Annotated in this window: 13 protein-coding genes, 20 tRNA genes, 2 rRNA genes and 1 pseudogene (1 of these 36 only partly in view); 34 read left to right on the top strand and 2 right to left on the bottom strand. The window is 38.9% G+C overall.

The genetic code is table 11. The features are described from left to right. From JDW14_08895 to acpS, 24 genes are all read left to right on the top strand, one after another. Positions 1-1,159 (top strand): 23S ribosomal RNA (locus JDW14_08895) (it extends 1,731 nt beyond the left edge of the window). 84 nt (positions 1,160-1,243) lie between these two features. Beyond that, positions 1,244-1,359: ribosomal RNA gene (rrf, locus tag JDW14_08890) — 5S ribosomal RNA — on the top strand. A 24-nt stretch (positions 1,360-1,383) separates the two neighbouring features. Then, a tRNA-Val gene (locus JDW14_08885) sits at positions 1,384-1,459 on the top strand. Between the two features lies 1 nt (position 1,460). Continuing rightward, a tRNA-Lys gene (locus JDW14_08880) sits at positions 1,461-1,533 on the top strand. An 18-nt stretch (positions 1,534-1,551) separates the two neighbouring features. Beyond that, positions 1,552-1,633 (top strand) — tRNA-Leu (locus JDW14_08875). A 9-nt stretch (positions 1,634-1,642) separates the two neighbouring features. After that, positions 1,643-1,715 (top strand) — tRNA-Thr (locus JDW14_08870). A gap of 13 nt (positions 1,716-1,728) precedes the next feature. After that, positions 1,729-1,800, top strand: a tRNA-Gly gene (locus JDW14_08865). Positions 1,801-1,831: 31 nt separating this feature from the next. Beyond that, positions 1,832-1,917: transfer RNA gene (locus JDW14_08860), tRNA-Leu, on the top strand. 8 nt (positions 1,918-1,925) lie between these two features. Then, positions 1,926-1,999: transfer RNA gene (locus JDW14_08855), tRNA-Arg, on the top strand. An 11-nt stretch (positions 2,000-2,010) separates the two neighbouring features. Then, positions 2,011-2,084: transfer RNA gene (locus tag JDW14_08850), tRNA-Pro, on the top strand. Between the two features lie 19 nt (positions 2,085-2,103). Beyond that, positions 2,104-2,176 (top strand) — tRNA-Ala (locus tag JDW14_08845). Between the two features lie 14 nt (positions 2,177-2,190). Continuing rightward, positions 2,191-2,264: transfer RNA gene (locus JDW14_08840), tRNA-Met, on the top strand. A 10-nt stretch (positions 2,265-2,274) separates the two neighbouring features. After that, positions 2,275-2,348: transfer RNA gene (locus JDW14_08835), tRNA-Ile, on the top strand. A 9-nt stretch (positions 2,349-2,357) separates the two neighbouring features. After that, a tRNA-Ser gene (locus JDW14_08830) sits at positions 2,358-2,447 on the top strand. Positions 2,448-2,460: 13 nt separating this feature from the next. Next, a tRNA-Met gene (locus JDW14_08825) sits at positions 2,461-2,532 on the top strand. A 27-nt stretch (positions 2,533-2,559) separates the two neighbouring features. Next, positions 2,560-2,630: transfer RNA gene (locus JDW14_08820), tRNA-Gly, on the top strand. Between the two features lie 11 nt (positions 2,631-2,641). Continuing rightward, positions 2,642-2,715: transfer RNA gene (locus JDW14_08815), tRNA-Ile, on the top strand. A 24-nt stretch (positions 2,716-2,739) separates the two neighbouring features. Further along, positions 2,740-2,827 (top strand) — tRNA-Ser (locus tag JDW14_08810). Between the two features lie 8 nt (positions 2,828-2,835). Continuing rightward, positions 2,836-2,907: transfer RNA gene (locus JDW14_08805), tRNA-Glu, on the top strand. A 14-nt stretch (positions 2,908-2,921) separates the two neighbouring features. After that, positions 2,922-3,011 (top strand) — tRNA-Ser (locus tag JDW14_08800). A 4-nt stretch (positions 3,012-3,015) separates the two neighbouring features. After that, positions 3,016-3,088 (top strand) — tRNA-Asp (locus JDW14_08795). A 9-nt stretch (positions 3,089-3,097) separates the two neighbouring features. Beyond that, positions 3,098-3,168: transfer RNA gene (locus tag JDW14_08790), tRNA-Gly, on the top strand. A gap of 232 nt (positions 3,169-3,400) precedes the next feature. Then, positions 3,401-4,933 carry a DEAD/DEAH box helicase gene (locus tag JDW14_08785; GenBank protein QQD65377.1) on the top strand — a complete coding sequence of 511 codons (1,533 nt, stop codon included), beginning with the start codon at positions 3,401-3,403 and terminating at the stop codon, positions 4,931-4,933. 16 nt (positions 4,934-4,949) lie between these two features. Further along, positions 4,950-5,330, top strand: coding sequence for a holo-ACP synthase (gene acpS, locus JDW14_08780; GenBank protein QQD65376.1), 381 nt, complete (start codon positions 4,950-4,952; stop codon positions 5,328-5,330). A gap of 110 nt (positions 5,331-5,440) precedes the next feature. On the opposite strand, the gene JDW14_08775 is transcribed toward acpS, so the two are convergent. Both JDW14_08775 and JDW14_08770 read right to left on the bottom strand, forming a co-directional pair. Beyond that, positions 5,441-6,589, bottom strand: a complete 1,149-nt coding sequence (locus tag JDW14_08775) for a site-specific integrase (protein ID QQD65375.1) — start codon at positions 6,587-6,589, stop codon at positions 5,441-5,443. A gap of 742 nt (positions 6,590-7,331) precedes the next feature. Beyond that, positions 7,332-7,532: pseudogene (locus tag JDW14_08770) on the bottom strand (helix-turn-helix transcriptional regulator). A gap of 162 nt (positions 7,533-7,694) precedes the next feature. Here JDW14_08770 and JDW14_08765 point away from each other — a divergent pair. The 10 genes from JDW14_08765 (at position 7,695) to JDW14_08720 (ending at position 13,979) form a co-directional block, all read left to right on the top strand. Continuing rightward, positions 7,695-7,889: a helix-turn-helix transcriptional regulator gene (locus JDW14_08765; protein ID QQD65374.1), complete on the top strand. Its 195-nt coding sequence runs from the start codon at positions 7,695-7,697 to the stop codon at positions 7,887-7,889. A 98-nt stretch (positions 7,890-7,987) separates the two neighbouring features. Then, positions 7,988-8,599, top strand: coding sequence for a Rha family transcriptional regulator (locus JDW14_08760; protein QQD65373.1), 612 nt, complete (start codon positions 7,988-7,990; stop codon positions 8,597-8,599). 3 nt (positions 8,600-8,602) lie between these two features. Then, positions 8,603-8,797 carry a hypothetical protein gene (locus JDW14_08755; protein ID QQD65372.1) on the top strand — a complete coding sequence of 65 codons (195 nt, stop codon included), beginning with the start codon at positions 8,603-8,605 and terminating at the stop codon, positions 8,795-8,797. A 198-nt stretch (positions 8,798-8,995) separates the two neighbouring features. Next, positions 8,996-9,271, top strand: a complete 276-nt coding sequence (locus tag JDW14_08750) for a hypothetical protein (protein QQD65371.1) — start codon at positions 8,996-8,998, stop codon at positions 9,269-9,271. A 236-nt stretch (positions 9,272-9,507) separates the two neighbouring features. Beyond that, positions 9,508-9,657 carry a hypothetical protein gene (locus JDW14_08745; GenBank protein QQD65370.1) on the top strand — a complete coding sequence of 50 codons (150 nt, stop codon included), beginning with the start codon at positions 9,508-9,510 and terminating at the stop codon, positions 9,655-9,657. 98 nt (positions 9,658-9,755) lie between these two features. Beyond that, positions 9,756-10,037, top strand: coding sequence for a hypothetical protein (locus JDW14_08740; GenBank protein QQD65369.1), 282 nt, complete (start codon positions 9,756-9,758; stop codon positions 10,035-10,037). Positions 10,038-10,050: 13 nt separating this feature from the next. Continuing rightward, positions 10,051-11,718: a hypothetical protein gene (locus JDW14_08735; GenBank protein QQD65368.1), complete on the top strand. Its 1,668-nt coding sequence runs from the start codon at positions 10,051-10,053 to the stop codon at positions 11,716-11,718. 313 nt (positions 11,719-12,031) lie between these two features. Further along, the gene (locus tag JDW14_08730) at positions 12,032-12,814 is read left to right on the top strand and encodes a bifunctional DNA primase/polymerase (protein QQD65367.1); all 783 of its coding nucleotides are present in this window, start codon (positions 12,032-12,034) and stop codon (positions 12,812-12,814) included. Positions 12,815-13,037: 223 nt separating this feature from the next. Further along, a complete protein-coding gene (locus JDW14_08725) occupies positions 13,038-13,205 on the top strand; it encodes a hypothetical protein (protein ID QQD65366.1) in 168 nt (55 codons plus the stop codon). Positions 13,206-13,502: 297 nt separating this feature from the next. Further along, positions 13,503-13,979 (top strand): hypothetical protein, encoded by a 477-nt coding sequence (locus tag JDW14_08720; GenBank protein ID QQD65365.1) that lies wholly within the window; start codon positions 13,503-13,505, stop codon positions 13,977-13,979. The last annotated feature ends 2 nt before the right edge of the window (positions 13,980-13,981 follow it).

Raw genomic sequence — 13,981 nt, 5'->3', positions numbered from 1 at the left:
TGGAAACATCAGCCGCAGTGAATAGGCCCAGGCGACTGTTTATCAAAAACACAGGTCTCTGCAAAATCGAAAGATGACGTATAGGGGCTGACGCCTGCCCGGTGCTGGAAGGTTAAGAGGAGAGGTTAGGAGCAATCTGAAGCTTTGAATTGAAGCCCCAGTAAACGGCGGCCGTAACTATAACGGTCCTAAGGTAGCGAAATTCCTTGTCGGGTAAGTTCCGACCCGCACGAAAGGCGTAACGATCTGGGCACTGTCTCAACGAGAGACTCGGTGAAATTATAGTACCTGTGAAGATGCAGGTTACCCGCGACAGGACGGAAAGACCCCATGGAGCTTTACTGTAACTTGATATTGAGTGTTTGTGTGGCATGTACAGGATAGGTAGGAGCTGAAGAATCGTGAACGCCAGTTTACGAGGAGGCGCTGGTGGGATACTACCCTTGTGACATGGACCCTCTAACCCGCGTGCGAGGAGCACGGGAGACAGTGTCAGGTGGACAGTTTGACTGGGGCGGTCGCCTCCTAAAGAGTAACGGAGGCGCCCAAAGGTTCCCTCAGAATGGTTGGAAATCATTCGCAGAGTGCAAAGGCAGAAGGGAGCTTGACTGCGAGACGGACAGGTCGAGCAGGGACGAAAGTCGGGCTTAGTGATCCGGTGGTACCGCATGGAAGGGCCATCGCTCAACGGATAAAAGCTACCCTGGGGATAACAGGCTTATCTCCCCCAAGAGTTCACATCGACGGGGAGGTTTGGCACCTCGATGTCGGCTCATCGCATCCTGGGGCTGAAGTCGGTCCCAAGGGTTGGGCTGTTCGCCCATTAAAGCGGTACGCGAGCTGGGTTCAGAACGTCGTGAGACAGTTCGGTCCCTATCCGTCGCGGGCGTAGGAAATTTGAGAAGAGCTATCCTTAGTACGAGAGGACCGGGATGGACGCACCGCTGGTGTACCAGTTGTTCCGCCAGGAGCATCGCTGGGTAGCTATGTGTGGGAAGGATAAGCGCTGAAAGCATCTAAGCGCGAAGCCAGCTTCAAGATGAGATTTCCCATTCTAAGGAAGTAAGACCCCTGAAAGACGAACAGGTAGATAGGCTAGAAGTGGAAGTGTTGTGAGACATGGAGCGGACTAGTACTAATCGGTCGAGGACTTAACCAAGGGATTGATTGGGAGTTTGAGAGGTTATTCAGTTTTGAGTGAGCTTGGAGACAAGATTACTTAAGAGACAAGACGAATTCTCTGTGTGGTGACGATGGCAAGAAGGACACACCTGTACCCATGCCGAACACAGCAGTTAAGCTTCTTAGCGCCGATGGTAGTTGGACTTTTGGTCCTGTGAGAGTAGGACGTTGCCATGCAGGAGAAGTCGTTGTAGTCTAAATGGAGGTTTAGCTCAGCTGGGAGAGCACCTGCCTTACAAGCAGGGGGTCAGCGGTTCGAACCCGTTAACCTCCACCATGACTCGTTAGCTCAGTTGGTAGAGCAACTGACTTTTAATCAGTGGGTCACAGGTTCGAATCCTGTACGGGTCATTCATGAAAGTGAAAATTGCGGGTGTGGCGGAATTGGCAGACGCACCAGATTTAGGATCTGGCGCCTTCGGGCGTGGGGGTTCAAGTCCCTTCACCCGCATGGGAATAGGCCGGCTTAGCTCAGTTGGTAGAGCATCTGATTTGTAATCAGAGGGTCGAGGGTTCAAGTCCTTTAGCCGGCATAAGAGAAAGTATGCGGAAATAGTTCAGTGGTAGAACACCACCTTGCCAAGGTGGGGGTCGCGGGTTCGAACCCCGTTTTCCGCTTTTTGCCAGAGTAAGAAATTACGGCAGAGATGCCGGGGTGCGGAACTGGCAGACGCACAGGACTTAAAATCCCTGCGGGTAGTGATACCCGTACCGGTTCGATTCCGGTCCTCGGCATATAAGGAGCACCCATAGCTCAATTGGATAGAGTACTTGACTACGAATCAAGCGGTTGCAGGTTCGACTCCTGCTGGGTGTATAAGAAAACAACGGGAAGTAGCTCAGCTTGGTAGAGCACTTGGTTTGGGACCAAGGGGTCGCAGGTTCGAATCCTGTCTTCCCGATTTTTTTTAATCAAAAAATGGGGGATTAGCTCAGCTGGGAGAGCGCCTGCTTTGCACGCAGGAGGTCAGCGGTTCGATCCCGCTATTCTCCATTAATAAAAAAGATGGCGGTGTAGCTCAGCTGGCTAGAGCGTCCGGTTCATACCCGGGAGGTCATGGGTTCGATCCCCTTCGCCGCTATAAGAGGGATGGACCTTTAGCTCAGGTGGTTAGAGCAGACGGCTCATAACCGTCCGGTCGTAGGTTCGAGTCCTACAAGGTCCATAAAAGAACGGAGGATTACCCAAGTCCGGCTGAAGGGAACGGTCTTGAAAACCGTCAGGCGTGTAAAAGCGTGCGTGGGTTCGAATCCCACATCCTCCTTAATAATAAAGATCGCGGGGTGGAGAAGTTGGCATCTCGTCGGCTCATAACCCGAAGGTCGCAGGTTCGAGTCCTGCCCCCGCAATTAGGAATAGGAAGACGAAAAGAAGGTGCGGGTGTAGTTTAGTGGTAAAACTACAGCCTTCCAAGCTGTTGTCGCGAGTTCGATTCTCGTCACCCGCTTAAAAAGAGAAGGGCCTATAGCTCAGCTGGTTAGAGCGCACCCCTGATAAGGGTGAGGTCGATGGTTCGAGTCCATTTAGGCCCATACAAGTGAATAGACTTGGTTGATGGGGAAGTACTCAAGAGGCTGAAGAGGCGCCCCTGCTAAGGGTGTAGGTCGGGAAACCGGCGCGAGGGTTCAAATCCCTCCTTCTCCGTAAAACACGGTCCGTTGGTCAAGTGGTTAAGACACCGCCCTTTCACGGCGGTAACACGGGTTCGAATCCCGTACGGATCATTAAAGCAAAAGGTGGAGGATTACCCAAGTCCGGCTGAAGGGAACGGTCTTGAAAACCGTCAGGCGTGTAAAAGCGTGCGTGGGTTCGAATCCCACATCCTCCTTAGAGGTTCCGTGGTGTAGGGGTTAACATGCCTGCCTGTCACGCAGGAGATCGCGGGTTCAAATCCCGTCGGGACCGTAGAAGCATGCGGGTGTAGTTTAGTGGTAAAACTACAGCCTTCCAAGCTGTTGTCGCGAGTTCGATTCTCGTCACCCGCTTGTTTAACTCACTTCGGTGAGTTTTTTTATTTCTTTTAAATGAATATTTCTTGTATATCGGATAGTTGTATGTTACTCTTATGTTTGGATAGTATAGAATGTATCATTTGAGTAAATATTCATTATGAGTATCACTCGCATGGCATTTACACGATTTGTGTATAAAGGCCACGCGTTTTTTTTATGGTCGTTTAATTATTTAAAATATTGTTTTAAGAAAAGGAAGAATAGTTTGAAATTTACAGATTTAAATTTAAGAAAAGAATTGCTTTTGTCATTAGATGAGTTAGGTTTTGAAGAACCGACGCCAATTCAACAAAAGTCAGTACCTGTTACTTTAGAAGGTAATGATTTAATTGGTCAGGCACAAACGGGTACTGGTAAAACTGCGGCTTTTGGATTGCCGATGTTGAATAAATTAGATAATAAAATCAAAGGTGTTCAAGGGTTGGTAATTGCACCTACTCGTGAGTTAGCGATTCAAGTGCAAGAAGAGTTATTTCGTCTTGGAAAAGGATTACGTGCTAGAGTATACGTTGTTTACGGTGGCTCTCCAATTGGCAAGCAAATTGACCGTTTAAAAAATAATGCACCACAAATTATTGTAGGGACTCCTGGACGTATTTTAGATTTAATTCGTCGCCGTGCATTAGATCTTACTTATTTACAAACATTAGTGTTAGATGAAGCTGATGAAATGTTAAATATGGGATTTATCGATGATATTCGTAGCATTATTGAAGTGACGCCACCTAGTCGTCAAACTTTATTGTTCTCTGCTACTATGCCGAATGAAATTCGTCAATTAGCTGAACAGTTTTTACACAATCCTACTCATGTTAAAATTGAAGCAAAACAAATGACGGCTGATTTGATTGAGCAATATTTTATTAAATGTCGTGACGATGAAAAATTTGATATTTTAACTCGTTTATTAGATGTTCAAATGCCGAAACAAGCGATTGTTTTTTGTCGTACCAAAAAGCGTGTTGATGAAGTAGGACGTGGTTTATCTTTAAGGGGATTTAATGCTGAATTAATTCATGGAGATATTACACAGCAAAAACGTACGAGTGTTATTAATCAATTTAGAAATGGTGAGATTGAATTATTAGTAGCGACAGATGTGGCAGCTCGTGGATTGGATATTTCGGGTGTGACACATGTGTATAACTATGATATTTCTCAAGATCCAGAAAGTTATGTTCATCGTATTGGACGTACTGGTCGTGCAGGAAATGAAGGCTCTTCGATGACTTTTGTGACGAATAATGAGATGCCTTACTTGAGAACCATTGAAACGTTGACACGTAAGCAAATGATGCCGATGAAGCCACCAACATTGAAAGAGGCACAGCAAGGTCAAGTACAACAATTAATTGACCAAATGAATGAACGTCTTAAAGCAGGTTCGGTTGAACATCATCGTAATACGGCTAAATTATTGTTGCAGCATTATGAAGCAAATGATTTAGTTACTGCTTTACTTGGTTCGGTAATTAACGATAATACAACAGTTGAAGTTTCTATTTCACCACAGAAACCATTGCCTAATGCTAATAAGAAAAGCAGAGCACGCAATAATGGTGGAACGAAATTTAATCGTAATTCAAGACGTGACGGCAAACGTGAAAACGGTCGTGAGCAAGATAGTCATAATAAGAGAGAGCGTTTTAATAAGAAAGAACGTAGTAAATCAAAAGGTGTAAAACATTCTAAAAAGGCAGTAATTAATAAAAAATTTAAAGTGAAATACAATGATTAGTTACTAAGGTGCAAAAATGCGTTTAGGAACGGATATTATTGAGATTCAGCGAATTGCATTGGCATGCGAGCGAAATGCTTTATTTCCTAGTAAAATACTTTCGCAATCAGAACTTGATTTATATGAATCTATGCCTCAAACACGGCGGTTTGAATTTTTAGCGGGACGATTTAGTGCGAAAGAAGCCTATGCGAAAGCGTTAGGAACTGGAATAGGTCGGTTAAAATTTACAGATTTAACTATCTTGCCGGATTATTTTGGCAAACCGATTTTGCATGAAGGGCCGATTGTTGAAAATGTATTGGTTTCGATTAGCCATTGCAAAGAATATGCCACTGCGACAGTAATTATTAATGCCGAAAAAGATGAGGTAGAGGCAGCTATTAATAGATTGTAGGATTAAATAAGTATATATACCCTAAAGTGTTGGTATCGTGATTATATCAACGTTTTAAGCCCTTATCTTGGTTGGAAGATAGGGCTTTTTTTGCGTTGACTTCCCTTTGACTACCCTTTTACGAATTTGGCAAATAGTTCAGCCGTTTCATCTTGTTGTTTTTTGGTAACGTGGTTATAGATGTTCATTGTCGTATTTATATCCGTATGCCCTAATCGGTCTTGTACTTGTTTCAAGGTTGCACCACTTTCGAATAACAAACTACAATGCGTGTGCCTAAACCCATGCACTGTTATGTAGGGTAGCTCATGAGCTTTTAAAATTTTAGATAGTATACAGTTGACGTATCCCGAATAAAAGCATTGATTTTGTAAATTGGTAAATATTAATTGTTTTTCTTGCATGGTATTGTAGCCGTATTTAAATAGCATTTCTCTTTGTTCGTTCCGCCATGCTGTTAATAATTTGGCTGTAATGCTATCTAATGCTATTGTTCGATTGCTTGCATTCGTTTTAGGAGTTTGAAAAATCTCTTTGCCGTCTTTGCCTACTGTTAGTGTTTGATTAATGGTGATGTTGCTATGTAACTCATCAAAGTCGTACCACCGCAATGCTAATAGCTCCCCTTTACGCATTCCAGTATAGGCTAACAGGTGAAACATCAAATAGGTCTGATTGTCGTAGTTAGATTTAACGCAATCAAGAAACGTCTTTAATTGCTCTAAGTCATAAAAAGGCGACTGATAGGGCTGTTCATCTATCTTCTTGCGTCTAGTGGGTCTGATTGTTCTCAACATTGGGTTTTCATCTATCAAACCGAGGACAATGGCGTAATTAAATACCCTCTTTGTTAGTCCGATGAGGTTGCTGTATTGTTTGTAATAGCTACACCATTCGTTAATGAGCTTTTGACATCTTTGAGGTGTGAGAGCGTCTATATAGATGTTACCTATTTTGGGTAATATGTGTAATTTAAATGACGTTGTTTGATAAAAATATGTACTTTCTTTTACCGTCTGTTCATAGTCTACTTTCCACAAGTCAAATACTTCTTGAAACTTCATTCGCTGTTTTTTCGTTGGGAGTCCTTGCTCTTCAACTTGCACTTTTAATCGAGCTAGTTCAATGCTAGCTTCTTTTTTTGTCTTAAAATTCCGTCTTGTTGTGCGTCTTTTCTTCCCAGTAAGTGGGTCAACTCCTATATAGAGTTGAAACATATAGCGCTTCGACCCGTCTTGTAAATAATATTCTTTAATCATTGTGTGTTCTTCCTTTCGTCAACCGTGCTAGGGATTTTCAAAAGGTGCGCTGTTGTGGATTGGCTACCACGTAGCGCAGGTTAATATAATAAATTAATGATTAAGTATATTTTGATGTAGTCCTAAATTAGGATTACGTCTGCACTACAGGGGTCGTGTTTCTCGACCTCTTGCAGAATGATAGGGTGTGTACTAATTGTATATAAAAAATAAACAAATTATGATGCGATTGAGTTGTGCCCCTCGGACATTTATAGTCAGATACGTAGTTATACGTGCATGCTGGTAGCATGGTGGGGGGTTAGTTGATAATCATTGAAAAGTTTAAATATAAACCTTTTTCGCCCCATGAATCAAACTCAATATATATTTTGTCCCCTTTTTTCATCTGAATTTCGGTATAGCTTCTTTTCTCATCGTTATATACTTTTTGTTTAATATTAACTAAGGAATGAATGTGATTAATTAAAAAGTTTTTTATTTCAGATTGTAAAATTGTTTTTATTGTAATATGTGAATTTTTAAAAATAGAGTATAGTTCATCTGCATCGTATGCGTCACTTTGAACTAAGTCTATTTTTATCCAGTAATTGTAATCACGATTAGCAATAGGGAAATCATATACATTCCCAAATTGTAAATATGGCTCAAAATAAAATGTTTTCTGGTAATTGCTTCCTTCAACGTCTAATAAAAAATAGTCTTTTAAATTTTCTTTTTCCGATACATAGAATGACCAATTAAATGGTATGTATAAAAAGAAATCTTTAGGTTCAACCCCAAGATAAATACAAAGTTTATCTATTGTGTCATATTGAACGCCTTTTCCAGTATTGTCAGCAATAGCCATAAGAGTGGTTTTTGATATTCCAGTATCTTCATGCACATCGGCAATCTTCAAACCTCTTTCAGCCATTAATACGGCAAAATTATTTTTTATCATTTTTTATCACTCCTTTGTTTATATTTTACTATAAAACCCAAAATAATAACAGACTTCAAAAAATATTTTTTGATTGTTGACAAAAATAGCAAAACTAATTATACTGATAAATGTTAGTGCAGTGACTAAAATATAACAAAATGCAAAAAAAGAGGTGGAACAATGAAAAACAATTTGCGTATACTGCTAGCAAAACAAAAGAAAACTATTGCAGACATCCACGAGGGTACAAGGCTATCAAAGAGCACTCTAACGGCTTTTTACTATGAGCGTACAAAACCAAATGGCGAAACACTTTTAAAAATAGCCGATTATTTAGGCGTAACGCTTGATGAGTTGGTAAGAGTAAATCAATAAAGAAACAACCGTGCTAGGGTTAAACAACACAACGATACAAACGCCAATGACAACAGTAACCGACAGATTGACGGTTACTGACTGAAAGGAGTAAGACAATGAATTTAGCTTTCATAGACCATGACAAAGAGCCGTATACACTTTCAAGCATTATCGCAGAGTGTGCAGAGGTAAAACATAAGACAGTACAACAATTAATCAGAAAGCATAAAAAGGAGCTTGAACGGTTTGGGGTTTTGCGTTTTCAAATCGCTAAACCTCTTGGGGATTTAGGGGGTAGACCTACAAAAGATTATCACTTAAACGAACAACAGGCGACATTACTTATAACGTTCATGAGAAATACAGAGCCCGTTATTAAATTCAAAAGCGACCTTGTAAGAGCATTTTACGAGTTGAAAAACGAGGTGCAGGCGTTCCGTATCCAACGAGCCATAGAAAAGCCGTTAAGGGTAGAACTAACGGACGCAATAAACAAATGGGAGCATAAAGGCAAATGGAGCTATAAGCAAATAACGGACTTAATGTTAAAACATGTGACAGGTAAGAACGCTAAACAGTTAAAGGGCGACAAGGCTCATCATACGGCATTGGATTTATTAACAGCGGAGCAACTCGAACAGTACCAACGTACGGAACATCTAGTAATTAGCTTGTTAATCAATCAAGTGACCTATGACATGATAAAAACCTATCTGAAAGGAGTTTAGAACATGAAAGCAGAAGAACGTAAAAACGTATTTGGAACAGCACCAATTATTACAGGAGTAACAATTAAACGAGGTAGCAAAAAAGCGAAGTATTGCAAATCAATTTTAGAAACACCGGATTTAATCGTGCTTCACTGTAATGGGAATATCTACACGGCAAAAAAAGGAAGTGCAAGACATGCGAAAAATAGCCCCTAGAGTTCACTGGTGCGTTTTTAGTGTCGCCTTGATACTTTTTATTGTCTTAGCAGTAAACAAGCTAATAAGTACCACTACGCAAGCCTATGAGCGGGTTAATGCGTGTTATATGGTTCTGTATGATGAGATTGAAGATGAAGCACTGAAAAAAGAATGTTGGCCAAAAGATTATAAATAAAAAAGGGGTGTGATGATGAGATGAAAGAACAATTACAAGTGGTGTTGCCGCAAGAGCAACAAGACCAGCTATATCAGTTGTTTGTAAATTTAGCATTGAAAGCCGTAGAAGAAGTAAGTACAGCAAGCACAAAGCGTTATTTAACACAGAATGAATTGATGAAGTTGTTTCGATGTAATTTAGAAGTTGTTAATCGGTGGAAAGCGCAAGGGCTAAGATACTTCAATAAAGGCAATTCAATTATGTATGACCTTGAAGACGTTCACCAGTTCATTGATGAGAAGTTGAAGCAATAAAAAAAGAACTCAATTTAATAACCGTGCTAGGATTTTAAAAGGAGTTCAATCTTTTTTATGGACATTTCCAGGCAAAAAGTAAAAAAGCATGGAAATATCAGAGGTAAGCACATTATAACAAAACCCTAGCAAAAGGTAAATGAGTAAGTACTAAAAAATACTAAAAATAATATATATAGAACCTGATAAAACCTGATAAAACCTTATAAAAATAATATATATAGGAGTGTTGAAAAATGTTGAAAGAAAATGAAGATGAATTGTATATAACAGCGCATAACGTGGGGCAAATGCTGTTGTTGATTGACGATATGTTAATAGCTATTGAAAATCAGAGCGATAAGACGGTACAAGAGCTTACACAAGATAATTTTATTTTTTATTGATGAGCGTAAACCACCGTATCAAAAAACTAAGGTCGCTTGTTGATGTATCAATACAAGAGATGAATAAAATCGAAGAACAATGTAAGGAGTTATAAGCCATGTTGAAAAAAGAATTTATTGAATTTTTAGGGGCAGAGTTGGCAGATATTAAATATACATTGACGTTACAACGGACGTTGTCGGAGGTGTTAAGTTGTATCAAAGATGAGGGGGACAAGAATTATTTTAAGTCGAAAGTGGATTCGTTCCAAGATGATTTATTACAAAATCTATTGATGAAATTGGATGATATAGCTTACCTATTATTGAATTGCGACAATGAAGAAGTATTGTCACAGTCAACTTATTTTGAACTATTAACACGTTCTGTAAATGAGTAATGGGGGTGAATAAATGAAAATACAAGAAGCATGGGAAAGATTAAGAAGCATACAAGAGAAGTTACATGTGATTCAATCAAAGAATATCGCAACCATTACGCAAATTATCCAGCACATTCATTTTATTGAGATTGAGAACACTACCGACCTAACAGGTGTTTTATATTATCGTGACGGTAAAACGTCACAACACTACACCAATCGACAAGCGCATTATCTCATCACAGGCACCCAAAGGGGTGTGGCTTATGCTGTTAGAGAATATCAAAAGAAAGCGAACGAAGAAGAGGGCGGATATATTTTTAAAACATTAACCATGAATGGTTATGTTAAATTCTTATCAGATTTAGCTTTTGATAATATCATCTACGCAAAAGAGTTAGAACAGTTTGTAATGGTTGGTAAAAATATATTTGTTCCAATTGATAACGCAACTTTTGAAAAGTATTACCCGCATACCAAAAAAGTGTACATTGATGATTTTTTAGAAGTGTTAACGGAGATTATGAAAACATACGAGCCGTTTAAACATCGCTATATTATTCATCGGTATGGGATTGGTGGGAAAAATTGGCGCTATGATATTAAAGAGTTAATGATGTATGACAATAAAACGAAGCCTACAGAATTATTTTATCGGTATGTGGATATTGAGAAAAATCAATTACAAATACAAAAGGCAATTGATTATGTGGCATTTGTGGCGAGAGATAAAAAGACATTGCATAATTTACGTTTAGCACATGCCTATGCCGTGCTTGTAAATGTTAAGTTAATCAGTCCAACAAAGTTTTTTGTATTAAGGGATAAAGGGCGAACAGGTAAAGGGCTATTTATTGAAACATTTAAAGCATTTTATGATGAGGGGTTTAAGCGAGTAAATTTTGATGCTTTAGTATCCAAACAATCGTTTGAACGGAGTAACGCTATTTTTAATCTAATCGGTGCACATTTCCTATACGCCAATGAAACAGGGGCTATTGATAGCGAAAAAATGCGATTTATACGACCAGTTGCAACAGGTGAAACGCTCATGGGTCGAGGGATTGGGGCGAATATGATAGATGTAAAAATTGATGCGCCTTTCTTTTTAGATACAAATGAAAATGTAAATACTGGAGAATTAAAAGCGAATAAGAGCCGTATGGTAAGAATTGCATTGAAAGACAGACCAGACAACGAAACGGATACACAACAAAAGGCTATTTTTAAACCATGGTGGGATTTTATAGCGCCTCATGGTGTACCGTCATTAAGTGCTAGCGTATCCTTTTTCATTGCCAGTTTAGAATATTATAAATTCCAAAATAGACAAATGGAGTTTGAAGATGTGGGACTAGCAAACTATTTAGACGCTAGCGAGTTAAGCAATACGCAAGAGATTTTATTAATTGGTATTGATAAATTTGGTTACATGCTTTTGAATGATTCGTTAATAAGACGTGCGATTATAGAAGATTATGGAAATACAAGAAACAAACTTTTTAAAAGCGATGTACAAGCAATTGGAGTTAAGCACAATCACTCGATGTGGTTAAAAGAAATCGAACAAGTTGTAAAAGTGTATAAGGTCAATAATAAAGAACTGTTTAAACAAACCCTAGAATTATTTGACGATGATACAAGGGAGGCAATTCTCGAACAGATAATAAATTTTGAAAATGACGATGAAAGTGGATGATTTAACCATAACCTGTTTTTAGGTTATAACGCCATTTTTACAGGTTATCGCAGGTTATACAGGTTATATTTTTAGAGTTTTTAGAACTTTATAACCTAATATAACCTAATATAACTTAATGTATAACCTAAAGAATGTGATTATATCAAGCATTATAAGCTATAACCTAAGTAACCTATAAAGTAAATGCAATAATTTATACAAAAATGAAAACCTTGATAAATCAACATTCTTGATGACGGAAAAATATTTTTTTCTTCTTATAGGGGGCGCTTAGGTTATTGGGTAAGGCAAAAAGGTAGGAGATGAGAAAATGAACGGTTATGAAATTGCGTTGGCTTTACTTGGTGAGGGGATTCAAACAATCCCCCTAAGTCAAACCAAAATGCCATTATTTAAATTTGCAAACATCCCTATCACAAAAGAGTTGATTGAAGCAAACAAAGAATTGTATCAAAGAGCTAAGGGGTTAGGTTGGTTGTGTCGTGGGTATTGGTGTATTGATATTGATAGGCATGGTACAAACGGTTTTGAAAGCATTAAGCAAAGTAAGTATGTAGACGAATTACGAGCCAATGCACAAAAGACAATGGTGCAACATACACCGTCTAAAGGCATGCACCTAGTTTTTAAAAAACGTGAGGGTGTGGAATATCGACAAAAGATTAACTACTTAGACGGTGTAGACATTAAAGCACAAGACAATAATTATTTTGTCATGTTTGGCAGTCAAACCGCCAAAGGTGTTTACACATGGAACGAAAAAGAGCCTATAGTCTATGTGGGGGAGTTTGAACAAGAGATATTTAAAACCAAGCCAAAACCAGCAGCACAAACGTATGGATATTTTGGGTTGATTCCAAAATCTAGCAATAGTAAAGGTGGATTAGGCAAACAGGCATATCAACGAATTATAAGCGGTACGAGTATAATGCGTAATAATGATTTGTATTTAGCAAGTACTTATGCAAAGAGTTGTGGCATTAGTTTAGAGCCGTTAAAAGTTTTGATTGGTGATGATTCAAAAGGTGATGTATTCACCGAAGAAGAATGGTACGCAACGGTTAACAGTGCCAATAATATGCCATTGCGTTAATAGCTATAGAATTGATTTAAATGGGTGTGTTAGACGTTTAAACTATTAGGACATGTAAAACATCATCTAAGGCATAAAACAGTGCTAGAGCGTTCTGAATGATGATTTTAAGAAAGGTATACCCCCATAAGAAAATTTTTCCGATTTTTCCAGCTCTTTCAGCGGGGGCACTCTCGATTAAATAAAAGAATAGTCAATCACTCACGAAAGGGGGACAAAATACATGACAATCAAAGAAACCACGTTACAAGAGTTAGTTAAGCAAGGCTATATCATTTACTTGAAAGATGATAAAATAGTAAAAGAGAAAACACCAGTATTTGGCGAGATTACTCTTACTTATCAAGATAACAAATTGGTATTACTTACCAAAACAGAAACAAAAAAATAATCGCTATCTGAAACAATTGGGGGAGTACTAGATAACACGATGATGTTGTTATTTGGTACGTCTTTTTGTTGTTCAATAGCCTGTAAGTCTTCTGTTCATCTTCTGTTCACGATGTTCATTTTCTGTTCACGATGAGGTTCAGGCTAGGTAAGGCGAGAAAAAACCGTAAGGTTTTCGCAAGGTGTTGGGGAGGTATAGGGGAGGTATTGGGCTAAACATTGGTAAGGTTCAGATAAGGTAACAGACTTTTTAAACGGTGCAGAAGCAAACAGTGATAATTATATGGGGTGGTTTTATTTGCGTGATTGGAGAATACAGCAACTAAAATATTATTTAAACCTGCCAAAAGAAATCGCCTTACTCGAATTAAAAATAAAATCAGTTAGCGCCTATTTTTATGCTACACATTCCATTGTGGGTAATGGGGTGTATGATGACGCATTACAAAAGTATCAACGTGCGTTATCGGTTGAGTATTGTGTCACTGACATAATCGGAACTGAGAAAGCCTACGAGATTGAAAAGAACAAGCTAATTAGACGGCTAAAGCTATTCAATGAGGGTTTTACCGATGATGAGATTAAACGGCTTAGCGTTGATTTATACGCTGATTTGGAGTTGTTAGAAAAGGCGTTTGATTGGCTGGATGAATTAGAATACTATCACGAAGCGCAGAACGAAGAACGAAAAGAAGATAAAAACATTGTTGATGATGAGATGAAAGCCAAAGTAAACAACCTTGAATCAGAACTATTTAAATTGTTTGGAGTGTGACC

Source organism: Aerococcaceae bacterium zg-252 (assembly GCA_016237705.1).
Lineage (GTDB): Bacteria > Bacillota > Bacilli > Lactobacillales > Aerococcaceae > Globicatella > Globicatella yangjingiae.
Note: the sequence above shows the minus strand (reverse complement) of the source record. Positions and strands in the feature narration are given on the sequence as shown.